Genomic DNA, 24,441 nt, shown 5'->3' on the forward strand with positions numbered 1-24,441 from the left:
CGGAGCGCCTCGGACACGACGGCGCCCCCTCGTCCGCGGAGGGACGAGGGGGCGCCGGGGGAGATCGGGCGAGAGCCCGGTCAGGTCTTGCTGCGGGCCATGACGGCGCGCTGGAGGAGGACGAAGACCAGGAGGATGCCTCCGGTGATGATCGTGGTCGCCTCCGGCGGGATGCCGCCGTCACGGGTGATAAGGACGTTCATCAGGCCGAGCACCAGGGCGCCGACCACCGAGCCGAGCACGAACCCGACGCCGCCGGTGAGCAGCGTGCCGCCGATGACAGTCGCCGCGATGGCGTCGAGCTCCCAGCCGGTGCCGGTGATGTTCTGCGCGCTGCCGAGGCGGGCGGTGTAGACCACACCGGCGAGACCGGCGAGCGTGCCGCTGATGATGTAGATGAACAGCTTGGTCCGCACCACCGGGAGGCCCATCAGGGCCGCCGACTGCTCGGAGCCGCCCATCGCGTAGACCGTGCGGCCCAGGCGGGTGCGGTGCAGCACGAAGAACGCGCCGGCCACGACGAGGATCGCGATGATCACGCCGGGGCTGATGACGAAGTCGTTGACCTTCGGGCCGTCGATCAGCTTGATCGGCGTGGCCAGGCTCAGCACGGCCGAGTCCTCGGGGAGGCGCTCCGGGACGGTGCTCAGCATGGAGGCGAGACCGCGGGCCAGGAACATCATCGCGAGCGTCGCGATGAACGGCTGCACGTTGAAGTACTGGATCAGGACGCCGGAGATCACGCCGAACAGGGCGCCGATCACGACCATCAGGACCATCACGAGCCAGGGGTTCCAGCCGGCGTTGATCAGGAGCACGCCGCTCACGCTGCTGAACGCGATCACCGCGCCGACCGAGAGGTCGATGCCGCCGGTGAGGATCACGAAGGTGAGGCCCACGGCGAGGATGATCAGGTGCGCGTTGTTGACCAGCAGGTTCGAGATCGTGCTCGCCTGCAGGATCCGGCCGTAGGCGGCCTCGCCGTAGACGATCATCCCGAAGAAGATGATCAGCGCGGCCAGGGTGGGCAGCTTGTCCAGGTGCTGGCTCAGCCAGCCGCGCGCCCCGGAGGTGCGCTTGGTGCTCGCCGGAGGGGCGGAGCGGGTCATCACGGCACTCATGCGGGGATCGCCTCTTTCTGCGGGACGCTGCGGCGCGCCTCGCGACGGGACTTGAAGGCGGAGCGGACGCGCTCGGACTGCAGGAGGCAGAGCGCGACGATGACGATCGCCTTGAAGGCGGGCGTCGCGGAGGACGAGACTCCGAGGAACACGACGGTCTTGTCGAGGGTGGCGATCAGGATCGCGCCCACGGCGGCACCGGTGATGTTGAACTTGCCGCCGGCGAGCGAGGTGCCGCCGATGACGACCGCGAGGATCGCGTCGAGCTCGAGCTGGTAGCCGGTGCGCGAGACGTCGACCGTCATCACGCTCGCCGTGGCGAACACGCCCGCGACTCCGGCGAGGATGCCGCTGCCGATGTAGGCGGTCATCAGCAGGCCCCGGCGGTTGATGCCCGCGAGGCGGGCCGCCTTCGGGTCCATGCCGATGGCCTCGATCATCAGGCCGAGGGCGCTGCGGCGCACCAGGACTCCGACGACCACGACGATGGCGATGGCGAGGAGGAACACGACCGGGAGCCCGAAGACGTACCCGTTCGCGAGCCAGCGGAAGGGCTCGTTGGTGGCGGCGGTGTTCTGGCCGCCGGTGATGACCTTCGCCAGGCCGCGGCCCGCGAGCATCACGACGAGCGTGCTGATGAAGGGCTGGAGGCCCACCACCGAGACGAGGATGCCGTTCACGGCTCCGAGCACGGCGGCCACCAGGAGGGCGACCGCGAAGGCTCCCGCTGCGGCGCCGAGCGAGTCGGGCGCTCCCGCGGAGTTGAGGAACTCCATCGAGACGGCGCCGGCGACGACCATGATCGAGCCGACCGAGAGGTCGATGCCCCCGGTCGCGACGACCAGGCACATGCCGACGGCGATCATCAGGATCGGAGCGGCGGCGCGGGCGATGTCGATGACGTTGCCGACGAGGTAGCCGGTGGTGGGGCTGACCGAGACGGCCAGGTAGCCCGGGTCCTTGACGACGTTGACGAGGAGGAGCAGGGCGATCGCCACGACTCCCCAGAAGTACTGGCGGCGGATGATCCCGCCGAGGACGGATCCCCGGGCGGGTCGGGTGTCGCTGCTCATGATGCGGCCTCCTGCGTGGCGCTCTCGAGGACGACGACGTCCTCGTCGACGACTCCCTCTGCGGCGATGGTAGTGACGATCGACTCCGCAGTGACAGCGGGACCGTTGAGGATCTCCGCGATCACGCGGTGGTCCTTCAGGACGATGATGCGGTCGCTGAGACGGACGACCTCGTCGAGCTCGGACGAGATGAAGACCACGGCGACGCCCTCGCCGGCGAGGGCGACGACCTTCTCCTGGATCTCGGCCTTCGCCCCGACGTCGATGCCGCGGGTCGGCTCGTCGAGGATGAGGATCTCGGGGGCGGTGGCGAGCCAGCGGCCGAGGAGGACCTTCTGCTGGTTGCCGCCGGAGAGCTTGCTGATCGGGCGGTCGGGGTCGGCCGGGCGCACGTTGAGCTCGACGAGGTACTTGCCGACGATCTCGTCCTTCTCCTTCTTGGAGAGGGGGCGGGCCCAGCCGCGCTTGGCCTGCACGCCGAGGATGAGGTTCTCGCGGACCGAGAGGTCGCGGATGATGCCCTCGTCGCGGCGGTTCTCGCTCGAGAACGCGATCTTGTGGGCGAGACCGGCGGTCGGCGTCGGGACGTCGATCTTCTTGCCGTGCATCGTGATCTCGCCGGTGTCGGGCTTGTCGACGCCGTAGATCAGGCGCGCGAGCTCGGTGCGGCCGGAGCCGAGGAGCCCGGCGAAGCCGACGACCTCGCCGCGGTGCAGCGTCAGGTCGGTGCTCTCGATGGAGCCCTTCTTGCCGATGCCCTTCGCGGTGTAGAGCGGGGCGTCGCGGTAGAGGTGGTCCTGGCTCTCGCGCTCGGAGTCGAGGGAGCGCAGCGCCGCGATGTCCTTGCCGATCATCTTCGAGATCAGCGAGGTGCGGTCGAGCTCGTGGGTCAGGTACTCGCCGACGAAGGTGCCGTTGCGCAGCACCGTCAGGCGGTCGCTGATCGCGTAGACCTGGTCGAGGAAGTGCGAGACGAAGAGGATCGCGACGCCCTCCGCACGGAGGCGGCGGATGACGACGAAGAGGTTCTCGACCTCGTTCGCGTCCAGGCTCGAGGTCGGCTCGTCGAGGATGAGCACCTTGGAGTCGCTCACCGTCGAGCGGCTGATCGCGACCAGCTGCTGCATCGCGATCGAGAGCGAGGCGAGCGACTGGCGCGTGTTGAGGTGGCCGAGGCCGAGCTTCTCGAGCGCGACCTTCGCGGCCTGGTGGGTGGCCTTCCAGTTGATGCCGAAGGGTCCGCGGACCTCGTAGCCGAGCATCACGTTCTCTCCGATGGAGAGGTTCGTGACCAGGTTGACCTCCTGGTACACGGTGGAGATGCCCGCGGCCTGCGAGTCGGCGGTGCCGGTCAGGCGACGGGTCTCCCCGTCGATCACGATGTCTCCGCTGTCGATGCGGTAGACGCCGGTGAGGGCCTTGATGAGCGTGGACTTGCCGGCGCCGTTCTCACCCATGAGGGTGTGGACCTCGCCCGGGAACAGGCGGAAGTCGACGCCGTCGAGGGCTTTCACGCCGGGGAAGCTGATCGAGATGTTCTTCATCTCGACGATCGGAGGCGAACCTGTCATGTCGCGTCGTTCCGTTCTCGAGCGGGGCGCAGCCGAACAGGTGCGCCGAAGGGTCGGAGCGACCGGGGCCGGCGGAGAGCCGGCCCCGGTCGCTCCGGGGGAGTGGTGCCGCGTCGAGGACGACGCCGGGCGACCGGTGGTGCTGAGCGACTAGAACTTGCGGTCGGGCAGCGCGGTGGTGGCGGCCTCGGGCGAGTCGAAGGTCTCGCTCGGGACGACGATCGAGGACTCGACCGTCTCGCCGGCCAGGGTCTTCTCGACCGCGTCGAGGGCGGTCTCGCCGAACAGCGGGTTGTACTCGGCGACGAAGCTCAGCTCGCCGTCGGCCAGCGCCTGCAGGGCGTTCTTGGTGCCGTCGATCGTGGCGATCTTGACGTCGGTGCCGGGGGTGAGGCCGGCCTCCTGGACGGCCTGGACGGCGCCGAGGCCCATCTCGTCGTTCTGTGCGAAGACCAGCTGGACGTCGTTGTTGTTCGACTTCAGGACGGTCTCGAAGACGCTCTTGGCCTCTTCGGTGGACCAGTTCGCGGTCTGCGCGCCGATCTTGGTGAACTTCGAGTCGGCGCCGATGACCTCGTCCCAGCCCTCGTTGCGCTCGTTGACGACCGAGACGCCCGCGGGGCCCTCGAGCGTGAAGTACTTCGCGCCGCTCGGGAAGGTGGTCTTGGCCCAGTCGGCGACCGAGGTGCTGACCGCGATGTTGTCCGGCGCGATGCGGGTCACGTAGAGGTCGGTGTTGTCCGGCTCGATGCCGCGGTCGATCAGGATGACCGGGATCTCGGCCTCCTGGGCGCGCTCGAGCGAGTCCTCCCAGCCGGAGCCCTCCGTGGCGGAGAGCAGGATGATGTCGACGCCCTCGTCCACGAAGGAGGTGAAGGAGTCGATCTGCGACTTCTGGTCTCCGTTGGTGGCGGGTGCGTACTTCAGGTCGAAGCCGGCGTCCTTGGTGAACGTGTCCTCGATGTTGGTCTCGTTCGCCTGGCGCCACGCGCCCTCGGGGCCGACGGCCACGAAGCCGACGGTGGTGAGGTCACCGCTCGAGCCGGAGCCCGAATCGGTGCCGGAACCGCCCGAGCAGCCCGCGAGTCCGAACGCGAGTGCGCCGACTGCTGCGAAACCCAGGAACTGGCCGATACGCCTCGTCTTGGACATAGATCTCCTCCTTGAGATCGCGGGCACGAAGAGCGCGCCCGAGATGGTGGACCCCGAAGGGCCTCGAATGCGGGCCTAGCGGCCCGAGGTGCGGTGAGTGCAGGATGTGCAGTGGGCGCCGGCCGAAGCAGCGCCGCGTCGAAATGTTACCGTGAACAATTCTTGTGACGCAACAGCACGGGGGTGCGCTTCGGTAACGATCCGGTCGCGGGGCCCCGCAGGGCCCGATGGCAACCCTCTGCCCGGTGGTCGGGCCCGGGAGTAGCTTCCCTGGCCATGATGCTCCCTCGATCGCGCTCCGTCCCCGCGACGGCCGCGACGGCGGCCCTCGTGCTCGCGCTCTGCGGATGCTCCGCGGACGGCACGGCGGCCCGCCACGCGGCCGACGCCTTCCTCTCCGCGCTCGCCGACGGCGACGGCCGCGCGGCATGCGCCCTGCTCACCGACTCCGCCCGCGAGGCCGTGGAGGACCGGGAGGGCGACTGCCCCGGCGGCGTGCTGGAGCTCGGGATCGCGGAAGACGGAGCAGGGGACGCCGAGGTCTACGGCCGGGCGGCGATCGTGCGCTCCGGCGGCACCGCGGTGTTCCTCACTCCGGGCGACGACGGCTGGCTGGTGCGCGCGGCCGGCTGCGCGCCGGTGGCGGACGCGCCCTTCGACTGCGTCCTGGACGGGAGCTGACGCGCGCACCGCCTCCGCCCTGTACTACGCCGTGATCGTGCTCGGCCTGATCGGGTTCTTCGCCGTCGGGATCCTCGGGAGGTGAGCCGGATGCGCCGCTTCCTGCGCGAGAACGGACTCTCGCTGTTCTTCCTCGCGATCTTCCTGCTCGCTCTCGCCGGGCAGTCGTTCGCCGGGCTCGCCGCCTACAACGACACCCAGGTCGCGGAGGGGCTGCGGGAGGTCGGCTACTGGCGCTTCGTCACCTCCTCCGACTTCGCGATCGACGTCGCCGAGAACTGGCAGTCGGAGTACCTCCAGTTCTTCCTCTACATCGGAGCGACCGTCTGGCTCGTGCAGCGCGGCTCGCCCGAGTCGAAGCGGGTGGGCGAGGAGGGGCTCGAGACCGACGAGCAGCAGAAGGCGGGCGCGTCCGCGGAGGACGACTCGCCGCCCTCGGCCTCCGCCGGCGGCGTGCGGCAGGCGCTGTTCTCGCACTCGCTGCTGCTGGTGATGGGGGTGGTGTTCCTGCTGTCCTGGGCGGCGCAGTCGGTGACGGGCGTCGTGGCCTACAACGAGGAGCAGCTGACGAGCCTGGAGGCGCCCGTCGACTGGCTCGGCTACGTCTCCTCCGCCGACTTCTGGAACCGGACGCTCCAGAACTGGCAGTCGGAGTTCCTCGCGGTGGGCAGCATGGCGGCGCTCGCCGTGTTCCTGCGCGAGCGCGGGCCGAGCGAGTCGAAGAAGGTGGGCGACCCGCACGGGCGGACGGGGATCTGAGCGGTCAGGGGGCGTCGGATCGGACGCGGATCTCGTCGCCCTCGAGGGCGAACCGCAGGGACGTGCCGATCGGGAACCGCTCGCGCAGGGCCTCCGGCGCCGCCGACGTCACGGTGAACTGCGCGACCGCGGGGAACGCTCCGGCCGTGCAGCCCTGGAAGAACAGGCCGTCCTGCGGCTCGGCGGTCCGCACGATGGAGAGGCACGAGCCGGCGCTCGAGGAGCGGCGCTGCCGGACGACGGTGAGCCCCGTGTCGGCGGGCAGGCTCTGCCGCACGACGGTGAGCCCGCCGAAGTCCTCGGTGGTGACCGATCCGTCGAACCCCAGTCCCTCCCAGCCGGGGAGGTCGGTGCCGTTCGACAGCGGCAGCACGGCGACCTCGCGGCCGGGCTGTCCGTCCTCGGCGGTGGCGAGGAGGGTGGCCCCCGCGGCGACGGCGGCCGTCGCGGCCAGCGCGGCGAGGAGGAGGAGGCCGCGCCGACGGGAGCGGCGGGGCGGGAAGTGGCCGAGGGGGTCGGACGCCTCGTCGGCGGAGGCGTCCGCGGAAGGTGCCGCGTCCTCCGGCGCCGCGTCCGGCAGTGCGGTGCCGAGGGCGGGACGGACGCGGGCCTCGAGCGCGGAGAGCCGGGCGAGCGCGCCGGGGTCCCGCTCGATGTCGGAGCCTCGGCCGTAGGCGCGCCGCTGCAGCTCCGCGAGCTCATCCGGTCGCTGATCGTCCACCCCCGGATCCTCGCAGGCCCGGCGCCCGAGCGGGACCCGCCGGCGCGCCGAGGTCCTGACGGTCGAGCAGCCCGGACGGCTCATCGAGACCCGGTGGACGGTGCGGCCGCCCGGCCGGCGGGGGGAGGTCAGTCGTCGTCGTCGAGGTCGTCGTCGCGGTCGGCGGCGATCATCTCGACGATCGTGTCGACGGTGAGCCAGGGGCCGTTGCTGACCTCGCCGATCTTCTCGCGGTCCTTGAAGACGACGATGCGGTCGCTGAGCCGCACCACCTCCTCCAGCTCGGACGAGATGTAGACGACGGTCACCCCCTCCTTCGCGAGCTGCGCGATGTGCGCCTGGATCTCGACCTTCGACGCCACGTCGATCCCGCGCGCCGGCTCGTCGAGCACGAGCAGCCGCGGACGTGTCGCGAGCCACCGCGCGAGCACCACCTTCTGCTGGTTGCCTCCGGAGAGGTACTTCACCGGGATGTCCGGGTCGGCCGGCGAGATGTTGAGCGCCTCGACGTAGGTGCGCACCAGGGTGTCGGTCTCGGCGGCCGAGAGCGGGTGCGCCCAGCCGCGCAGAGCCTGCAGGCCCAGCACGAGGTTCTCGCGGAGGGAGAGGTCGCCGATGATCCCGTCCTCGCGGCGGTTCTCGCTCGAGTGGGCGATGCGGTGGCGCAGGCCCGACACCGGGTCGGAGATGTGGGCGGGCTCGCCGTCGATCAGCACCTCGCCGGTGTCCGGCTTCTCGACTCCGCTCACGAGCGACGCCAGCTCGGTGCGCCCCGAGCCGCGCAGGCCCGCGAAGCCCACGATCTCGCCGCGGTGCAGCTCCAGATCGGTCGGGCCCACGGCGCCGCGGCGGCCGATCCCGTGCGCGCGGTAGATCGCCGGGCCGACCGGCTGGCGGCGGTGCTCGCGGCGGTCGGAGCCGATCTGCCGCAGCGCGTCGATGTCCTTGCCGATCATCTTCGCGATCAGCTCGGCGCGGTCCATGGTGTGCGCCGGGTACTCGCCGACGGTGCCGCCGTCGCGGAGCACCGTCAGCCGGTCGCTGAGGGTGAGGACCTGCTCGAGGAAGTGCGAGACGAACAGGATCGCGACGCCCTGGTCGCGCAGCCTCCGCAGCACCGTGAAGAGGCGGGCCACGTCGCTGAGGTCGAGGCTGGAGGTGGGCTCGTCGAGCACGAGCACGCGCGGACGGTCGACCATCGCGCGGCTGATCGCGACCAGCTGGCGGATCGCCGGCGAGAGCGAGCGCAGCGGCAGGTGCGGATCGAGGTCCTCCAGGCCCAGCTCGGCGAGCATCTCGGCCGCGCGGTGGTGGGTGCGCGACCAGGAGATGCCGAAGCGGCCGCGGACCTCGTGGCCGAGCATCACGTTCTCGCCGATGCTGAGGTTGTCGGTGAGGCGCTCGTCCTGGAACACGGCCGTGATGCCCGCTGCCTTCGCCTCCGCCGGGCCGCTGAAGCGCCGGGCGACGCCGTCGACGAGGATCTCGCCCGCGTCGGGCTGGTGGATGCCGGTGAGCGTCTTGATCAGCGTGGACTTGCCCGCGCCGTTCTCGCCCATCAGCCCGTGGATCTCGCCCGGCACCAGCCGCAGGTTCCCGTCCTTCAGAGCGGGTCCGGAGGCGAAGGAGACGCGGATGCCGGTCATCTCGACGACGGGTGCCGCGGAGCTCCGGGTCGTCCTCGATGAGATCGCCACGTGCCGTCCTCGGTTCGTGTGCGGCGCGCCGTCAGGGTCCGGCGTGCCAGGGGCTGCCGCCGATGATACGCGAGCGCATGCGGCGGGACGGGAACAGGAGGGTCACGATCGGGGAGCGGCCGTGGAGGAGCGGATCACCAGCTCCGTGGGGATCCGGGTGCGCTGCGGGATCTCCTGGCCGCGGATCCTCGCGTGGATCACCTCGGCGACCGTCGTCCCGAGCTTGTCGAAGTCCTGGCGGACCGTCGTCAGCGGCGGGAGGAAGTGGCGGGCGGTGGGCAGGTCGTCGAAGCCGACGATGCTCATGTCCTCGGGCACGCGGATCCCGCGCTCGACGAGGCCGTGGATCACTCCGAGCGCCATCTCGTCGTTCGCGACGACCATCGCGGTGAAGTCGGGCACCGACTGCAGGCTCGCGGCGAAGTCGTACCCGGAGTCCGGGGTCCAGTCGCCGATGACGATGGGGCGCTCGTGCATCCCCCACGACTTCGCGCGGCTGTGGAAGGCGCGCTCGCGGGCGCGCGCGTCGAGCCAGTCGAGGGGGCCGGAGAGGTGCAGCACGTCGCGGTGGCCGAGGTTGCCCAGGTGGTCGACGGCCTGGAACATGCCGGCCTGCTGGTCGACCGAGACGGTGAGGAAGCTCGGATCCTTGTCGCTCTTCACCACGAGCGTCGGCACGCCGATCTCGACGGTGCGGAGGGTCGCCACGGAGGAGGAGCGCGGCGCGATCACGCAGAGCGCGTCGATCCCGAGGCCCATCAGGTGGGCGATCGCGTCGGTGGGGGTCATCTCGAGGTCCGGCCGCAGCGCGACGGAGGTGATCGAGTACCCCTTCTCGCGGGCGGCGCGCTCGATCGCGCGGAGGGTGCTCGACGGCCCGTACTCGGCGCCGCTCTCGATCATCACGCCGATGCGGTCGGTGCGCTGCGTGACGAGGGAGCGGGCGGCGATGTTCGGCCGGTAGTTGAGCTCGTCGACCGCTTCGAGGACCTTCTGGCGGGTCGACTCCTTGATGTTGGGGTGCCCGCTGAGCACGCGCGACACGGTCATGTGCGAGACGCCCGCGACCGCCGCGACATGGCGGAGGTTCGGCCGATCGGCCATGAGAGGACCTCCTCCGCTCCCCGGGCGGGTGAGCCGCGCCACCCCGGCGCGGACGAGGCTCAGAGGGCTCGGCTGCCGGGGGTGGCACCAGCATAGTCAGGCGGGGCCGACCTCCCGGTGGGCGCCTCCTGAGCGGGCGGGCACCGTCCGTTCCGCTGCGGGATCCGCCGTGGCGCGGGGCGGGCGGGACCGTCCCGGTCGCGTCGCTCTCACTGCGGTCCTCGATGATCGAGGGGGCTCCGGCGCCCCTGCCGCCGGGGAGCTCCGTGAAGCGGAGGACATGCGGTTCCCTGCTGCGCTCGATGTCGCGGAGGCACGAATCGACTGTCGACTCCGCGTTCGGAGACTCGGAGTAGAAGCTCTTCTCGAGAGAGCACTCGTACGGGCCGTGCTCATGAGCGATGACATGAGCCGTACGGCTGCGGAGAAGGATCTCGGCACGGGCCAGTCGAGCACGCAGGCTCTGCCGCAGCGCTTCATCTGCGTCGCAGACCGCTCGGACGTCCTCGAACGAGACTCCGTCCGCGAACGAGTCGTCCCCGTCGTGCGGAGCCCGCTGGAAGTAGCGGGCGTACCCGGAGAAGCGGTAGTGGTTCTGCGCGGCCAGGTAGCTCGTGCAGGCCTCCCCGTCGGCGATGCCGAGCCCGCGGTCACGGAGGAGCTGGACCTGCTGCTTCCACGACAGGCTCGGTTTCCGTGCCATCGCAGTACCTCGGTGCCGAAGAAAAAGGCCCCTCCCATGTGAGCATCGCGGAGAGGCTTGGGAGGGGGTCGATCGGATCGAATCTACCAGGCGTCCCTCAGCCGTGGTCCCTGCGGCGCCACCCGACCAGCCGGTGGCACGAGTGCTGATCGGACCATCGCCGCAGGACGGAGAGGGCCGACCGCCGCTGCGCCGAACGCCGCGGCGCCGAATGCTGCGGGTCTTCGAAGGCGCGGGGCGGGCGAGTACTCTCGGGAGCCTCATGGCACGCGACAACGAACCGACCGTCACCCTCACCGATCCGCTCGAGGAGCGCCTGCGCGCGCAGGTCGCCCGCGAGGGGGAGCGCAACGTCGCTCTGCGATCCGCGGCCCTGCTCACCGGCGGGTACGAGGGCGAGTCCTTCCTCCTCACCGTGGGCGGCGAGCACGCCGACGGGATCCTCAAGGGAGCGCCCTCCCTCTACTGGCCCGAGCTCTGGGGCGCCCGCGCGCTCCTCTACGTCTGGGACGACGACGCCGCCGACGCGGTGACCGCCGGACTCGCGAACCCCTCCTGGCGCGTCCGCGAGATGTGCGCCCGCGTCTGCGCCGAGCGCGTGCTGGGCGGGCAGAAGAAGCTGTCCCGCCTGACCACCGACGAGCACCCCCGGGTCCGCGCGGCCGGAGCGCGCGCTCTCGTGGCGGCCGCTCTGGCGGGGATCTCCTCCGGTCGCGACGCGAAGGGCGAGTTCGCGGCGAGCGTCGAGGCCGTCCTGACGGGCATGCTCCGCGACCCGGACCGCGACGTCCGCCGCGCCGCGCAGCAGTCGGCCGACGCGCTGCGGGACGCCCGCTCGGCCTGAGCGGACCGCCCGCCGGCGGTCGAGGCGTCGCGAAGGGCCGCCTCCCGGCTCCGATGACGACCGTTCGTGACGCCTCGGAGCCCCGGGGGCTCAGCCGACCAGGTGCGTCGCGCGCTCGAAGGCGCGCTTCAGCTCGTCGCGCTTGCGGGGCTGGCTCATCGCCCGCTGGCCGGGGCTCCACGAGTCGATGACGGTCGGGCCGTCGACCAGGTACGGCTCGATGTTCTTCTTCCAGCCGCTGGTCGGCGCGGTCCCGGCGTTGACGACGACCCGCAGGTCGGGGAGCAGCGGCAGGAGCCGGCGCAGCTCCATCGCGCCCTGCCGCACCTCGTCCGCGTCGGGGGCGCCGTCGAGCTGCCACGGCACGATGTTCCAGACCAGGGTGCGGGCGTGCAGTCCGACCTGGTCGCGGAGGGTCCAGGTCGAGGCGGCGGTCGCGTCGTCGTTGTCGACCGAGACGAAGCCGGAGCCGTCGGGGCCGGTCGACATCGGTCCCGGGGCCTCCAGCACGATGAGCGCACGCGCCTCGACGCCGGCCTCGGCCGGGTCGAAGTCGGGCACCACGGCACCCGGATGCCTGCGCATGCGCCGGGCGAGGAGCTCCTCGCGGAACGCCCGGAGGGGCTGCACCGAGGGCTCGTCCTCGAGCAGGGCCCGGCGCTCGTCGAGGGCGGAGCGGTCGCGGAAGCCGTACGGCTCGGTCAGGAACACCCTCCGAGGCTAGTCGCGATCGGCGCCGCCGCGGGAGGCGGGCCTGCGGGCGCCCTCCTGGGTGACCCCTGCAGGGCCTGGCTCGCGCCGCCCCCGGCTCCTACGGTCTGACTGCAGTCGAGAATCTGGACCGGAGGGGGTCACCGTGTCGGACGAGCCGTCAGTGAGCATCGGGGTTCCTTACGTCGAAGGGGGGTCGTCGCCGCAGGTGCTGGACGTGTACAGCAGGTCGGTGTCCCCGGCCGAGGACGCCGCTCGGCCGGCCGTCGTGCTGATCCACGGCGGCGGGTGGTTCCGGGGGGACAAGAGCAAGGAGCGGGCGCTCGCGACGATGCTGGTCGACGCCGGCTACCTCGTGTTCGCGGCGGACTACCGCGAGGCTCCGGACTCGGTCTTCCCGGCCAGCAGGGACGACGTGCTCGCCGCGGAGCAGTGGGCGGTCGCGTCCGAGTGGGCGTTCGACCGGAGCAGGCTGGCGTTCTTCGGCGGATCGGCGGGCGGGAACCTGGTGGTGGAGGCCGCGATCGCCACCGGCCGGCCCGCCGTCAGCTGGTCGGGGATGTTCGACCTCCTCGGCATCGTCGAGGCGACCGACGACCTCCCGGCCACGCCGACGACGCAGGACCTCGACGCCATGAAGAGCGCCGACATCAACCAGACCGGCCGGAACGACGCCTTCCTGCGCTGGACGATCCTCAACGAGGTCGGGGGCGACCGCGGGCTGCTCACCGCCGCCTCCACGACGCGCCACGCCTCCCCGGACGGCGGGCCGGTGTTCCTGGCCAACTCGCTCGACGAGTTCGTCCCCGTGAGCGACGCGCAGGCCATGCAGGCGGCGCTCTCCGCGGTCGGAGTCGCCAGCACGCTGCAGCTGATCCCGGGCACCCGTCACGCCGAGGGCTACACGGAGGTGGCCATCGGCCCCTCGCTCGCCTTCCTCCGCGACGCCCTCCCGCCGGCCCGCGCATGACGACGACGGAGTTCGCCGGAGTCGGCAACGTCTTCTACTTCGTCGACGACCTCGACGCCGCTGTCGCCTGGTACTCGGCGCGGCTCGGGCGCGAGCCCGTCGTCCGCGGCGGGGCGCTCGTGGCCTACGATCTGGACGGCACCCGCCTGACGCTGCACGAGCGGGACGAGCTGAACCGGCCCGGACCCGACGGCACGAGCCCGTACTGGACGGTCCCCGACGTCGACGCCGTCGTCGCCGACTGGACGGCGAACGGCGCCGTCGCCCACCGCGGTCCGAAGACGGTGTTCACGGGGGAGCGGCTGTGCCAGCTGCTGGACCCGTTCGGCAACCTCTTCTCGGTGCGGCAGGCCGTGCCCCGTGACTGAGGACGTCGCTCCGGCTCCCGCTCCCGCCGCCCCCGCGCAGACGTCCGCGCCGGCGCAGCCGTCGGCCTGGGCGCCCATGGCGATCACCGCCTTCCGCGTGCTGTGGTTCGCCCAGCTGGGCAGCAACATCGGCACCTGGATGCAGACCGTCGGAGCCCAGTGGTACCTGGTCGAGGCGGCCGCGGGCGCGGCGGTCGTCGCGCTCGTGCAGACGGCGAGCCTGGCGCCCTCGATCCTCGTCGCCCTCCCCGCGGGCGTGCTGGCCGACTCGCTCGACCGGCGGCGGCTGCTCATCTGGGGGTCATCGGCCAGCGCGCTGCTGGCGGCCGCTCTGACGGTCGTGGCGGCGGTCGGCGCGCTGACGCCGTGGACGATCCTGGCCTTCACCTTCCTCCTCGGCATCACCTCCACCCTGACCTCGCCGGCCTGGCAGGCGATCCAGCCGGAGCTCGTGCCCCGGAACCTGATCGCGGCGTCGTCGGCCCTCGGCGGGGTGACGGTGAACGGCGCCCGCGCGGTCGGCCCGGCCCTGGCGGGAGTCGTCCTCTCGGCGTTCGGCGCTCCGGTGGTCTTCGGCATCAACGCCCTGAGCTTCATCGGCGCCGTGCTCGCCCTGCTCTGGTGGAAGCGGCCGGCGCAGACCGGCCTCGACGACCGCGAGCAGTTCGGCGCCGCGCTGAAGGGAGGGATCCGATACGTCGCCTCCGCCCACCTCGTCCGCCGGATCCTCCTCCGCTCCGCGCTCTTCGCCCTGCCCGCCAGTGCGCTCTGGGCGCTGCTGCCGCTCACCGCGAAGCGCCTCCAACTCGACTCCAGCGGCTACGGCTTCCTCCTCGGGGCCCTCGGTGCCGGTGCCGTGCTCGGCGTCTTCGCCCTGCCGCTCGCCCGCCGGAAGCTCTCGGACGACGTCGTGATCGGGGCGAGCGCCGTGCTGTTCGCGGCGGGGACGCTCGCGGCGGCCTTCCTGCCCCTCGTCCCGGCGCTGCTGCTGCTGGTCCTCGCGGGGCTGGCCTGGATCGGCACCCTCACCGTGCTGAACGCGGCACTGCAGCTCACACTGCCGCAGTGGGTGCGGTCCCGCGGAGCCTCGATCTACATCCTGGTCTTCATGGGGACCATGGCGGTCGGGTCGATCGGCTGGGGCCTGGCCGCGCAGGTGCTCGGCACCGCGCCCGCGTACGCCGCGGCGGCCGCTCTGCTCCTCCTCGTGGCGGCCAGCGTACGGGTGCTGCCCCTGCTGCCGGGGACGGGCACCGTCGACCGCAGCATCTCGATGTCGTGGCCCACGCCCACGCTGGTGTTCGAGCCGGAGCCGACGGACGGGCCGGTGATGGTGCAGATCTCGTGGACGGTCCGCCCCGACTCCCTCGCGGACTTCCGATCGGCCATGCGGCTGCTGGAGAGCTCCCGCCGCCGGACCGGCGCCTCGCGGTGGGCGCTCTACCGGAGCGGGGAGGAGGCCGACGTGCAGCTGGAGACGTTCATGGTGCCCTCGTGGGGCGAGTTCCGGCGGCAGGAGACCCAGCGGCTGACCGGCCGCGACCGCGAGATCCGCGCGGCGGCGCTGACCCACGCCGACGGCGATCCTGTCGAGCGGCACTTCTTCCCGAGCGCGACGCCCTCCTCCTGAGAGAGGGAGCGGCGGCGAGCCGTCCCCGTGATCGACGAGACGGCCGGCGTGCGAGCGGTGTCTCGGCGGATGTCTCGCCCCGCGTCCCGGGCGCGAGGGCGGAGGTGCGCTGCGGTCAGCCGCCGACGGTGGAGCCGAAGCCGGACTTGCCGGAGGAGCCGAAGCCGCCGGAGAGGGTCGCCTTCGAGCCGACGGTCGAGCCGGCCGGCGCACGCTGCACGACGTCGGGCTGGGTCGCTCCGCGGGCCGCGAAGCCGCCGGACGCGACGGGCGCCCAGCTGGTCGCCCGCGTCGAGTTCCAGCGCGAGGACGCGAAGATCAGCGGGCCGAGCCAGAAGCCGCCGGCGTAGTGCCCGCGGTACTCGTCGGTCGCCTCGCACAGCTGCTCGGGGTCGTCGCCGACCTCCTCGCCCTGCGCCTGGAGCTGGGCGATCTGCTCCCGCACGTCGGCGAGGCAGTCCTCGCGGCTCGCGTAGACGGGGCGCTCGGCGTTCTCGGGGATGACGTAGTCCTGGCCGTCGGCTCCCGTGGCGACGACGCCGTCGGTCGAGGGGCCGCCGTTCGCGAGGGCGACGGCGAGGCCCACCGCGCCGACCGCCACCGCGCCGCCGATGAGCAGGCCGCGGCGGTTCTTCGCGATGCCGCTGATGCCGACGCTCCGGGAGCGGTGGGGAGCGGTGCGGGTGGAGCCGTCGCCTCGGCCGGTGCCGCCGCTCGTTCCGCCGCTCGGCGTGCCGGAGCCCGCCGCGGGCTCGCGGCTGCCCCAGTCGTTCCCGGAGCTCGGCGTCCCGGAATCGCCGGGGGTGCGGTCGTCGTCCGTCATCGGGTCTCCTCGTCCTGCGGGCGGGCCGCGCGGGTGTCCTGCGGCCGGTCGTGCTCGGGGGCGCCGTACTCGGGCGCGGGGGTGCCGGGCGCGGGAGCGCCGTAGGCGGGGGTGGTGGCGTGCCCGGGGCGGGAGGCGGCCGACGCGGCGTCCGCGGCCCCGTCGCTCCGTCCGCCCTCGATGTAGTGGGGGACGAACTCCGCCAGGTCGCCGGTGATCAGGCCGCTCGTCTCGCGCACGTCGATGCCGGCCGGGGTCTCGCCGACGATCCAGCTGCCGATGACGACGGTCTTCCCGTCGACCCGGGCCAGCTCGGCGCGCTCCTGGTGGATGAAGCCCTCGGCGCCGTAGCTCCCGCCGTTCTCGGCGACGACCGAGCCGTCGGCGTCGAGGACCGTCACGTTGGCGCCCTCCCGGCCCAGGCGCGGCTTGCGCACCTGGGCGGTGCCGGGCAGCGGATGCACGGAGGCGGGCAGCAGGTTCGGGTGGCCGCGGAACATCTCCCACAGCACCACCAGCAGCTGCTTGTTGCTGAGCAGGAGCTTCCACGCCGGCTCGACCCAGCGGGTGCGCTCGCGCCGGTCGAGGAGGAGGCCGCCGAACTGCTCGCCGAGCATCCATTCCCACGGGTACAGCTTGAAGACGTGGCGGATCGGCTCGCCGTCGCCGTCGAGGAAGCCGGCGCCGTCGAGCTCGTAGCGGATGTCCTCGACGAAGATCAGCTTGGGGTCGAAGCCGGCCTGCGCCGCGGTCTCGGCCATGTAGGCGACGGTGTCGGCGTCCTCGACGATCAGCTCGCCGTCTCCGGAGTCGTGCAGCGACGCGAGGTGCAGCCGGGCGCCCTCGTCGAGGCTCCAGCGCTCGAGGCGGAGGTGGCGCCACTGCTCGACGAGCTGCTCGTGCAGGCTGTTGAACTGGTCGGCGTCGGGCCCCTTCGTCTCGACGAGCCACTGCCACTGGGCCGCGGCGGTCTCGACCAGCGAGGTCGGGGTGTCGGCGTTGAACTCGAGCAGCTTCACTGCGCCCGCGCCGTCGTAGGCGAGGTCGAAGCGGCCGTAGACCGTGGGGTCGTCCTCGTCCCACGAGGTGCGCACCAGGTCGTGGAAGCGGGGCGGGATGCCGAACTCGGCGAAGCGGCCCTTCCGCACCACGAGCTCGCACGCCTCCATGCAGAGGTCGAAGAGCTCCGAGGTCGTGCGCTCGAGCAGGTCGATCTCGGCGGGCTCGAAGGAGTAGGCCGCGGACTCGTTCCAGTAGGGGCGGCCGCCCTCGGAGGGGAGGTCGTAGAAGCTGAAGCCGATCTCGTCGCAGCGGGCTCGCCAGTCCGGTCGCGGAGTGAGGGTGTGTCTGCGCATGATGTCCGGCAAGTGTAGGTCGGGCGTCCGCGTGAGGGCAGGGGGTGGCGCCGTCCTCCGCGCTAGCCTCGACGGGAGCGAAAGGCCGTGCCATGACCGCACCCCTCCCGCTCGCGGGCGTCCGCGTCCTCGAGCTCGGCAACTTCATCGCGGCGCCCACCGCGGGCCGGCTGCTCGCCGACTTCGGCGCCGAGGTGATCAAGGTGGAGCGGCCCGGCACCGGGGACGAGCTGCGCCGCTGGCGGCTGCACGAGGGGTCCGAGACCTCGCTCCTCTTCCACACGATCAACCGCAACAAGCGCTCGATCGCGCTCGACCTGCGCACGGACGAGGGGCGCGACGCCGTCCGCCGCCTGGTCGCCGAGTGCGACGTGGTGCTCGAGAACTTCCGGCCCGGCACGCTCGAGCGCTGGGGGATCGGGCCGGACGTGCTCGACGAGGCCCGGCCCGGCATCGTGATCGGCCGCATCTCCGCGTTCGGGCAGACCGGCCCGCTGTCGGCCCGGCCCGGGTTCGCCGCGGTCGCGGAGGCGATGGGCGGGTTCCGCGAGCTGGTCGGCGACCCGGACCGGCCGCCCGTGCGCGTCGGCGTCTCGATCGGCGACTCGATCGCCGGGCTGTACGCGGGCTACGGAGTGATGATGGCGCTGTTCCAGCGCGAGACCCGCCGCTCCGCGGGGCTGGATCCGGCACCGCTGGCGGAGCGGGTCGTCGACGTGGCGCTGCACGAGGCGATGTTCTCGATGACGGAGTCGCTGCTCCCCGACTTCCAGGCGCACGGCATCGTCCGGGAGCGCGTCGGCGGGCGGATGGAGGGCATCGCCCCGACCAACGCCTACACCTGCGCCGACGGGGCGAGCATCGTGATAGCGGGGAACGCGGACGCGATCTTCCAGCGACTGATGGCGGTGATCGGCCGCGCCGACCTGGGCGAGGACCCGGCGCTCGCCTCGAACGAGCAGCGCTGGGCCCGGCGCGACGAGCTGGACGCCGCGATCGGCGCGTGGACGGCGGGCCGCACCGCCGCCGAGGCGCTCGCGGTCCTCGACGACGAGGGCGTCCCCTCCGGCCCGATCTACACGGCCGCTGACATCAGCGCGAGCGAGCAGTACGCGGCGCGCGACATGATCCAGGCCTTCGACGTCGAGGACGCCGGCGGCACCCTGCGCGGCGTGGGCTTCCCGGGGATCGTGCCGGTGCTCGGCGGCCGCTCCCTCCCCATCCGCTCGCTCGCGCCCGACCTGGGCCAGGACACCGAGGAGGTGCTGGGGATGCTCCGGCGCACCGGTCCCGCTGCTCCCTCCGCCGACGGGGCCGCTGCCGCTCCCTCCGCCGCCGCTGCCGAGGAGGCCGGCCGGTGACCGCGCTCGCCTCCGCGCGCCTGCGAGACGTCACCCTCCGCGACGGCCTGCAGCTCACCGGCAAGCTCCTGACGACCGAGCGCAAGGTCGACCTCGCGCGCACGCTGCTCGCCGCGGGAGTGCCCGAGCTCGAGATCGGCTCGCTCGCGCGCGGCGACCTCGTCCCTCCGATGGCCGACACCCTCGACGTGATCGCCGCGCTCACTCCCGAGGAGCTGGAGCGGTGCTGGGTGTGGGTCGCGACTCCGCGCCACGTCGAGCGTGCGGCCGCCGCGGGGGCGCGCCGCTTCCAGTACTGCTTCTCGGCGTCCGACTCGCACAACCTCGCCAACGTCGGCAGGCCGACCGAGGCGAGCCTGGCCGCGATGCCGGAGGCGGTCGCGCTCGCCGAGAGCGTCGGCGGGCGGATCCAGCTGTGCATCGCCACCTCGTTCACCTGCCCGTTCGAGGGCCCGGTCGACCCGGAGCGCGTGCTCGCGATCGCGCGTGACCCGCGAGCGGCGGGAGCGGCCGACGCGGTCGTCTGCGACACGCTCGGTCAGGCGCACGCCGGCCAGGTGGCGTCGCTCGTCTCGCGCGTGGCCGCGGAGACCCCGCCCCGCGAGATCGTGTTCCACGGCCACGACACCTGGGGCTCGGGCGTCGCGAACGCGATCGCCGCCGTGCAGGCCGGGGCCGCGGTGGTCGACGGCGCGCTCGGCGGCCTCGGCGGCTGCCCCTTCGCACCGGGCGCCAGCGGCAACACGGCGACCGAGGACCTCCTGTTCGCCCTGCGCCCCGACTGGTTCACGCCCGGCGCGCTCGCGGTCCTCGTCGGCGAGTCGGAGGCGCTGCTCGCCGAGCTCGGCGAGCCCGGCCGCTCGAAGGCCGCGCAGGGCGCCCGCTCGAACGCCCCCGCCTTCCCCTGGGCGCTCTGAGCGGATCGTCCCCCGCTCGTCGGTCCGAAGCGTCACGAACGGCCGCCTCCCGCCGCGGAGGACGACCGTTCGCGACGCCTCGACAGCGTCGTGCGGGTCAGCGCGCGAGCAGCGCGCCGAGGCGTGTGCGCTCGGCGCGGAGGACGTCGACCAGGAGGGACCCCTCTGGCGCGGCGAGCCAGCGCTCCAGGGCGAGGTCGAAGAGGGCGGAGGCCGCGAGGGCGGCGAGGGCCGCGTCCCCCGGCGCGACTCCGGCGTCGACGAGGGCGGCGCGCATGCTCTCGGCGAGGGCGGCCGACTTCAGGAGCTCGCGCTCGCGCAGCTGCGGCTCGGAGCGCACGACGGCGCGGCGGGCGGCGATCGGAGCGCGCCAGGTCTGGAGGTCGCCCGAGGCGGCTGCCTCGAGGCCGTGCATCACGAGGTCCATCGGCGCGAGGCCGGCGGGGGCGCCGGCGAGCAGGCGGCCGACGATCTCGGGGAACTCGCGCTCGCGGAGGAAGAGGACGTCGCGCTTGTCGGCGAAGTGGCGGAAGAAGGTGCGGGTGGTGAGCCCGGCGCGCTCCGCGATCGCGGGGACGGTGGTGCCCGCGTAGCCGTGCTCGGCGAAGAGCTCCATCGCCGCCTGCTCGAGGCGGAGGGCGGCGTCGGGAGCCCAGCGTGACATCCGCCCAGGATAGCTGACGACACGACGTGTCATCAGGAGTAGGGTGACGACACGTCCTGCCATCACTTCCGACTGGAGCCGCCCGTGCCCGAGAACGCCGCCGCCCTGCTGACCGCCCCGCGGGCCGACCTCGTCGTCCGCCCCGCTCCGATGCCCGTCCCCGGTCCGGGGGAGGTCCTGCTGCGCAACCGCGCCCTGGCCGTGAACCCGGTCGACGAGATGAAGCAGTGGACGGGCGATCTGATGTTCCGGTGGGTGCCGTACCCGGCGGTGCTCGGGGAGGACGTGGCGGGAGTGGTCGAGGCGGTCGGCCCTGGAGTGACGCGCTTCGCCGTCGGCGACCGGGTCGTCGCGTACGCGGTCGGGATGGAGCGCGGGCGGCGGAACCGCGACGAGGGCGCGTTCCAGGAGTACACGGTCGTGCGCGAGGACCTGGCGGCGCCGATCCCCGACCGGCTGGGCTTCGAGGAGGCGGCGGTGCTGCCGCTCGCGGTCTCGACGGCGGCGACGGCGCTGTTCCAGCGGGACCACCTCGCCCTGCCGCACCCGAGCGCCCCGGTCCGGCCGACGGGCAGGACGGTCGTGGTCTGGGGCGGGACGACGAGCGTGGGGAGCAACGCGATCCAGCTCGCTGTCGCCTCCGGGCACCGCGTGGCGACGACCGCGTCCCCCCGCAACCACGATCGGATGCGCGAGCTGGGCGCCGAGATCGTCCTCGACTACCGCAGCCCCACCGTCGTCGCCGACCTGGTGGCGGCGCTCGCGGGCCACGAGGTCGCGGGGGTGCTCGCGATCGGGACGGGCTCCGGTGCCCCGTCGGTGGCGGTGGCCGCGGGCACCGGAGCGCGACGCGTCGCCCTGGCCAGCCCCTCCGTCTCGTTCGGCTCGCTCCCGCGTCGGCGCGGTGTCAGCGCCGCCTTCGTACGGACGATGCTGCGCGTGGTCAGCGGCACCGCGGCGCTGCAGATCGCGGCCCGGCGCCGCGGCATCCGCGCCCGCTTCGTCTGGGGCGGCTCGCTGATGACGAACGAGGTGGGGCCGATGCTGTGGCGCGACCACCTGCCGGGGGCGCTCGCCGAGGGCCGTCACGTCTGCGCCCCGGCGCCCGAGGTGGTGGGTGAGGGGCTCGCCGCGCTGCAGCCCGCCCTCGACCGGCTGCACGAGGGTGTGTCGGCGGTGAAGCTGGTCGTCCGCCTCTGAGGGGCGGGTCGCCGCCGCCTGCCCCGCCGTGCCGCGGACCGGCCGCTCCGCCCGCAGCCGCTCCGCCCGAGCCGTGCCGCCGAGTGGCCGCAGCGCCGGAGCCTCGGTATCGTGGCGCGCTCCGACGCGACCCGAGGAGATCCCGTGATCCGCCGCACCGCCCCCGGAGCCGCCGCGCTCCTCCTGCTCGCCCTGACCGGCTGCTCCGCCGGGTCGTCGCCCGCGGCGTCCCCGTCCGCCACTCCGGAGCCCGTCGGCGGCCTCGGGGTCGCCGTCTCGGCGCTCTGCGAGCCCGGCTCCGATCCGCAGTGCGTCCCGGTCGGCGGGCAGGACGTCCTCGTCGATCCCGAGGACTTCACCCGCGCGGGCGTCGCCGCGGTCGAGGCCGATCCGAGCACGGGAGTCGTCGACGTCCGGTTCGACGAGGCGGGCGCCGCCCTCCTGCGCCGCGGCTCGCAGGCGGCCATCGACGAGGGGGCCGACGCCCGGCTCCTCCTCCGCGTGGGCGACCGGGTCGAGTCGGCGCTCTCCGTGATGCAGCCGATCGAGGGCGACACCGTGCAGATCGTTCCCGCGGAGGGCGACGCGCAGGGGCTGGTCGACCGGATCCTCGCCGGCTGACGCCCGCCTAGGATCGGCGCATGGCGAAGGGTTTCCGCACGGAGCGCACGCAGGCGCTCCTCCTCGCGCAGCCCTGGGCGCTCTCGCTGGTGAGCGCCGTCTTCGTGGCGGGGATGCTCTGGCTGGCGGCGGACGCGGGCTGGGATCTCGGCGCGGTCGTCGGCGGCGGACGCCGGCACGCGCCGCTGTGGCTGGTGCTCCTGCTCGGCCTGCCGCTGTTCGGCGCCGGAGTGGTGCTCGGCGCGGTCCGGCAGGTGCGGCTCCTGCGGCGGCCGGCGGCGCCGCCCGTCCCGAGTCCGGAGGCGGAGCGGCTGCGGCGCGAGGGCCCGGGCTGGCTCAGCCGGCGCGAGGACGAGCGAGCGGCGCAGGGCGGGACCGGGAGCGCGCAGGGCGGCACCGGCGGCATACCGGACGTGATCGGCAGCGCTCCCGACGGCACGGACGACCCGCGCGACGAGGCCCGCTGACCGCGCCTCAGAGGTGCAGCATCCCCCAGTCGATGATCACGGCCAGCGCCGTGTAGGCCGCGGCCACTGCTCCGACCGCCTTGCCCGCGCGGTCGAGGTCGGCCTGCGGGTCCGGACCGGCGTCGGCGACGACCCGGAGCAGCGCTCCGACCAGCGCGATCAGCGTGATCGCCAGGATCCAGACCTTGAGCGACGCGTGCGGATCGACATGCGCGAGCGTCAGCGCGACGACCGGCACCGCCACCACGAGCACCGACGCCAGCACCAGGAGGCAGCCGCGCCGGGTGAGGCCGGTCGGCCCGAAGGAGCCGCCGCGCATCCAGGCGCGCACGCGCTGCCTCCGCGACGCGGGCGGACCGCCGGCGGAGTCCGCGTCGGTCGAGGGCCCCCAGTCCTGCGCGGTCGTCATCGCGCGGTGCCGGAGCGGTCGGGAGTCGGGCTGGGCCGCATCGGGTCCTCCAGGAGACGAGGGGGCGCGTCGGACGGTGGTGCCGACCCCTCAGTCTCGGGAGCGCCTCCGGCAGCGGCAAGCGCCTCTTCCGGACATGTCCGGAAGAGGACGCTCAGGCCCGTCCCTGCAGGATCAGATTCCAGTACACCCACGGCAGGACGCGGCGGTCGGCGAGGTAGGTGAGGCGCCGCTCCTTCGCCAGGCCCGTCCAGAAGGGGACGGTCGGCTTCGGGCGGTAGCGGTCGTCGAACTCGGCGAACACCACGCTCGACCGCGAGACCACGAAGGGGCAGACGGAGTAGCCGTTGTACACGCGGGGGAGCGGGCGGCCCTTCTGCGCGGCGACGAGGTTCTTCGCGAGCGTGGTGGTCTGCTGGCGCAGCGCTCCTCCGGACTTCGAGTTGACCGTGGCCGCCGCGTCGCCGAGCGCCCATACGTCGGGGAACCGCGGGTGCCGCAGGGTCAGCGGGTCGACCTCGACGAAGCCGCCCTCGTCGCCCTCGGCGGCCAGTCCGGTGCCGGCCAGCCAGTCGGGGGCCGACTGCGGGGGCACGGCGTGCAGCACGTCGTACGACAGCGTCTCGCGCGGGCCGTCGGTCGAGCGCCGCGCGCGGTCGGGGCCGGGGAGGGCGGTCGCGCGCTCGTCGACGGCGAGGACGACCCTCCGCTCGGCCGCGTCGACCTCGACCAGCTCGCGGCCGTAGCGGACCTCGATCCCGTACTCCGCCACCTTCCGCTCGAGCTCGGAGTCGATCAGCGGCATCCCGAACAGGGTGGGGGTCGGCACGACGAGCACGACGCGGATGCGGTCGAGGACGCCGGTCGCGCGCCAGTAGTCGCAGGCGAGGTACATCGGCTTCTGCGAGGCGCCGGAGCAGGTGCCGGGGCCGCCGGGCTGCGTGAAGACGACGGTGCCGGAGCGGACCTCGCGGAGCACCTGCGACGCCTTGCGGGCGTACTCGTACTCGTAGTTGGACACTCCGAACGGCGAGTCCATCGCCTCCTGGAGCCCGGGGACCGCGGCCCAGTCCTTCTGGATCCCGGGGCAGACGACGAGCTGCCCGTAGCCGACGGTGCGGCCGGAGAGGAGGGTGACCGTGTGCGCGACCGGGTCGATCGTCTCGACGCGGTCCTGGATCCAGACGACCCCCTTCGGCGTCACCGAGCCCTGAGGCCGGGTCGCCGCGGAGGCGGGTGCGGTGCCGCCCGCGACGTGGGAGAGCATCGGCTGGTAGACGTGGGTCGACCGGGGCTCGATCACCGCGACGTCGTCCACTCCGGAGCGCCGCAGCCGTCCCGCGGTCGAGAGTCCGGCGTTGCCGCCGCCGATGATGAGGACGTCGTGGCGGGCCGCGCCGGGATCGGTCATGGCCTCACCCTAGGGGCGCGCCGGGGCGAGCGGACGGGCTTGCGCAGACCCGCGGAAGGGGGGTGCGCTCGGAGTGCCCCGGGACGGTGATCCCGCACGGCCGCCCGG

General features: G+C 73.1%; 24 protein-coding genes and 1 pseudogene. 11 read left to right on the plus strand and 14 right to left on the minus strand.

Annotated elements, in window-relative coordinates; genetic code table 11:
• Positions 1 to 80: 80 nt before the first annotated feature.
• The 4 genes from C5C55_RS14110 to C5C55_RS14125 form a co-directional block, all read right to left on the minus strand.
• Entirely contained in the window at positions 81 to 1,121 is a 1,041-nt protein-coding gene (locus C5C55_RS14110) for a sugar ABC transporter permease (protein ID WP_104222391.1), read from the minus strand.
• On the minus strand, positions 1,118 to 2,194 hold the full coding sequence (locus C5C55_RS14115) for an ABC transporter permease (RefSeq protein ID WP_104227011.1): 1,077 nt from the start codon (positions 2,192 to 2,194) through the stop codon (positions 1,118 to 1,120). The genes C5C55_RS14110 and C5C55_RS14115 overlap by 4 nt, the downstream gene beginning before the upstream one ends.
• Entirely contained in the window at positions 2,191 to 3,765 is a 1,575-nt protein-coding gene (locus C5C55_RS14120) for a sugar ABC transporter ATP-binding protein (RefSeq protein WP_104222393.1), read from the minus strand. Before C5C55_RS14120 ends, C5C55_RS14115 begins: the two co-directional genes overlap by 4 nt.
• A 150-nt stretch (positions 3,766 to 3,915) precedes the next feature.
• Positions 3,916 to 4,917, minus strand: a complete 1,002-nt coding sequence (locus C5C55_RS14125; protein ID WP_104222394.1) for an ABC transporter substrate-binding protein — start codon at positions 4,915 to 4,917, stop codon at positions 3,916 to 3,918.
• Between the two features lie 276 nt (positions 4,918 to 5,193).
• On the opposite strand from C5C55_RS14125, the gene C5C55_RS14130 reads away from it, so the two are divergent.
• Together C5C55_RS14130 and C5C55_RS14135 are read left to right on the plus strand one after the other, a co-directional pair.
• Positions 5,194 to 5,598: a hypothetical protein gene (locus C5C55_RS14130; RefSeq protein WP_104234339.1), complete on the plus strand. Its 405-nt coding sequence runs from the start codon at positions 5,194 to 5,196 to the stop codon at positions 5,596 to 5,598.
• 90 nt (positions 5,599 to 5,688) lie between these two features.
• Entirely contained in the window at positions 5,689 to 6,357 is a 669-nt protein-coding gene (locus C5C55_RS14135; protein ID WP_104234340.1) for a DUF6766 family protein, read from the plus strand.
• Between the two features lie 4 nt (positions 6,358 to 6,361).
• On the opposite strand, the gene C5C55_RS14140 is transcribed toward C5C55_RS14135, so the two are convergent.
• The 4 genes and pseudogenes from C5C55_RS14140 to C5C55_RS17040 all read right to left on the minus strand — a co-directional run.
• Positions 6,362 to 7,078 (minus strand): hypothetical protein, encoded by a 717-nt coding sequence (locus tag C5C55_RS14140; protein ID WP_104234341.1) that lies wholly within the window; start codon positions 7,076 to 7,078, stop codon positions 6,362 to 6,364.
• A gap of 128 nt (positions 7,079 to 7,206) precedes the next feature.
• Positions 7,207 to 8,724 carry a sugar ABC transporter ATP-binding protein gene (locus C5C55_RS14145; protein ID WP_104234360.1) on the minus strand — a complete coding sequence of 506 codons (1,518 nt, stop codon included), beginning with the start codon at positions 8,722 to 8,724 and terminating at the stop codon, positions 7,207 to 7,209.
• A 153-nt stretch (positions 8,725 to 8,877) separates the two neighbouring features.
• On the minus strand, positions 8,878 to 9,879 hold the full coding sequence (locus C5C55_RS14150; protein WP_104222399.1) for a LacI family DNA-binding transcriptional regulator: 1,002 nt from the start codon (positions 9,877 to 9,879) through the stop codon (positions 8,878 to 8,880).
• Positions 9,880 to 10,183: 304 nt separating this feature from the next.
• Positions 10,184 to 10,846: pseudogene (locus C5C55_RS17040) on the minus strand (Abi family protein); the annotation flags it as partial.
• Here C5C55_RS17040 and C5C55_RS14160 point away from each other — a divergent pair.
• Positions 10,845 to 11,426, plus strand: a complete 582-nt coding sequence (locus C5C55_RS14160) for a HEAT repeat domain-containing protein (RefSeq protein WP_244230570.1) — start codon at positions 10,845 to 10,847, stop codon at positions 11,424 to 11,426. The pseudogene C5C55_RS17040 and the gene C5C55_RS14160 overlap by 2 nt on opposite strands.
• A 90-nt stretch (positions 11,427 to 11,516) precedes the next feature.
• On the opposite strand, the gene C5C55_RS14165 is transcribed toward C5C55_RS14160, so the two are convergent.
• The gene (locus C5C55_RS14165) at positions 11,517 to 12,137 is read right to left on the minus strand and encodes a hypothetical protein (RefSeq protein ID WP_104222400.1); all 621 of its coding nucleotides are present in this window, start codon (positions 12,135 to 12,137) and stop codon (positions 11,517 to 11,519) included.
• Between the two features lie 232 nt (positions 12,138 to 12,369).
• Between C5C55_RS14165 and C5C55_RS14170 the strand changes: the two genes are divergently transcribed.
• The 3 genes from C5C55_RS14170 to C5C55_RS14180 are packed head-to-tail and all read left to right on the plus strand — an operon-like array spanning position 12,370 to position 15,105.
• Positions 12,370 to 13,107, plus strand: a complete 738-nt coding sequence (locus tag C5C55_RS14170) for an alpha/beta hydrolase (RefSeq protein WP_181067864.1) — start codon at positions 12,370 to 12,372, stop codon at positions 13,105 to 13,107.
• Positions 13,104 to 13,475 (plus strand): VOC family protein, encoded by a 372-nt coding sequence (locus C5C55_RS14175; protein WP_104234343.1) that lies wholly within the window; start codon positions 13,104 to 13,106, stop codon positions 13,473 to 13,475. Before C5C55_RS14170 ends, C5C55_RS14175 begins: the two co-directional genes overlap by 4 nt.
• On the plus strand, positions 13,468 to 15,105 hold the full coding sequence (locus C5C55_RS14180) for an MFS transporter (RefSeq protein ID WP_244229506.1): 1,638 nt from the start codon (positions 13,468 to 13,470) through the stop codon (positions 15,103 to 15,105). Before C5C55_RS14175 ends, C5C55_RS14180 begins: the two co-directional genes overlap by 8 nt.
• 115 nt (positions 15,106 to 15,220) lie before the next feature.
• Here C5C55_RS14180 and C5C55_RS14185 read toward each other — a convergent pair whose 3' ends face one another.
• Positions 15,221 to 15,928: a hypothetical protein gene (locus C5C55_RS14185; RefSeq protein ID WP_104234344.1), complete on the minus strand. Its 708-nt coding sequence runs from the start codon at positions 15,926 to 15,928 to the stop codon at positions 15,221 to 15,223.
• Positions 15,925 to 17,283, minus strand: coding sequence for a glutathionylspermidine synthase family protein (locus C5C55_RS14190; RefSeq protein ID WP_104234345.1), 1,359 nt, complete (start codon positions 17,281 to 17,283; stop codon positions 15,925 to 15,927). The genes C5C55_RS14185 and C5C55_RS14190 overlap by 4 nt, the downstream gene beginning before the upstream one ends.
• Positions 17,284 to 17,375: 92 nt before the next feature.
• On the opposite strand from C5C55_RS14190, the gene C5C55_RS14195 reads away from it, so the two are divergent.
• Complete coding sequence (locus C5C55_RS14195) at positions 17,376 to 18,644, plus strand: CaiB/BaiF CoA-transferase family protein (RefSeq protein ID WP_104234346.1); 1,269 nt, start codon at positions 17,376 to 17,378, stop codon at positions 18,642 to 18,644.
• A complete protein-coding gene (locus C5C55_RS14200; RefSeq protein ID WP_104234347.1) occupies positions 18,641 to 19,561 on the plus strand; it encodes a hydroxymethylglutaryl-CoA lyase in 921 nt (306 codons plus the stop codon). The genes C5C55_RS14195 and C5C55_RS14200 overlap by 4 nt, the downstream gene beginning before the upstream one ends.
• Before the next feature lie 97 nt (positions 19,562 to 19,658).
• Here the strand turns inward: C5C55_RS14200 and C5C55_RS14205 are convergent, their stop codons facing one another.
• The gene (locus C5C55_RS14205; RefSeq protein ID WP_181067865.1) at positions 19,659 to 20,225 is read right to left on the minus strand and encodes a TetR/AcrR family transcriptional regulator; all 567 of its coding nucleotides are present in this window, start codon (positions 20,223 to 20,225) and stop codon (positions 19,659 to 19,661) included.
• Positions 20,226 to 20,309: 84 nt separating this feature from the next.
• Here C5C55_RS14205 and C5C55_RS14210 point away from each other — a divergent pair, with 84 nt between their 5' ends.
• From C5C55_RS14210 to C5C55_RS14220, 3 genes are all read left to right on the plus strand, one after another.
• The gene (locus C5C55_RS14210; protein WP_104234349.1) at positions 20,310 to 21,425 is read left to right on the plus strand and encodes a zinc-binding alcohol dehydrogenase family protein; all 1,116 of its coding nucleotides are present in this window, start codon (positions 20,310 to 20,312) and stop codon (positions 21,423 to 21,425) included.
• Positions 21,426 to 21,569: 144 nt separating this feature from the next.
• Positions 21,570 to 22,046 carry a hypothetical protein gene (locus tag C5C55_RS14215; RefSeq protein WP_104234350.1) on the plus strand — a complete coding sequence of 159 codons (477 nt, stop codon included), beginning with the start codon at positions 21,570 to 21,572 and terminating at the stop codon, positions 22,044 to 22,046.
• A 20-nt stretch (positions 22,047 to 22,066) separates the two neighbouring features.
• Complete coding sequence (locus tag C5C55_RS14220; protein WP_104234351.1) at positions 22,067 to 22,513, plus strand: hypothetical protein; 447 nt, start codon at positions 22,067 to 22,069, stop codon at positions 22,511 to 22,513.
• A 7-nt stretch (positions 22,514 to 22,520) separates the two neighbouring features.
• Here C5C55_RS14220 and C5C55_RS14225 read toward each other — a convergent pair whose 3' ends face one another.
• A complete protein-coding gene (locus tag C5C55_RS14225) occupies positions 22,521 to 22,922 on the minus strand; it encodes a hypothetical protein (RefSeq protein WP_104226999.1) in 402 nt (133 codons plus the stop codon).
• A 154-nt stretch (positions 22,923 to 23,076) separates the two neighbouring features.
• Positions 23,077 to 24,333 carry an NAD(P)/FAD-dependent oxidoreductase gene (locus C5C55_RS14230; RefSeq protein ID WP_104234352.1) on the minus strand — a complete coding sequence of 419 codons (1,257 nt, stop codon included), beginning with the start codon at positions 24,331 to 24,333 and terminating at the stop codon, positions 23,077 to 23,079.
• Between the last annotated feature and the right edge of the window lie 108 nt (positions 24,334 to 24,441).

The sequence above is a fragment of the Rathayibacter sp. AY1C2 genome (genome assembly GCF_002931195.1).
Classification (GTDB): domain Bacteria; phylum Actinomycetota; class Actinomycetes; order Actinomycetales; family Microbacteriaceae; genus Rathayibacter.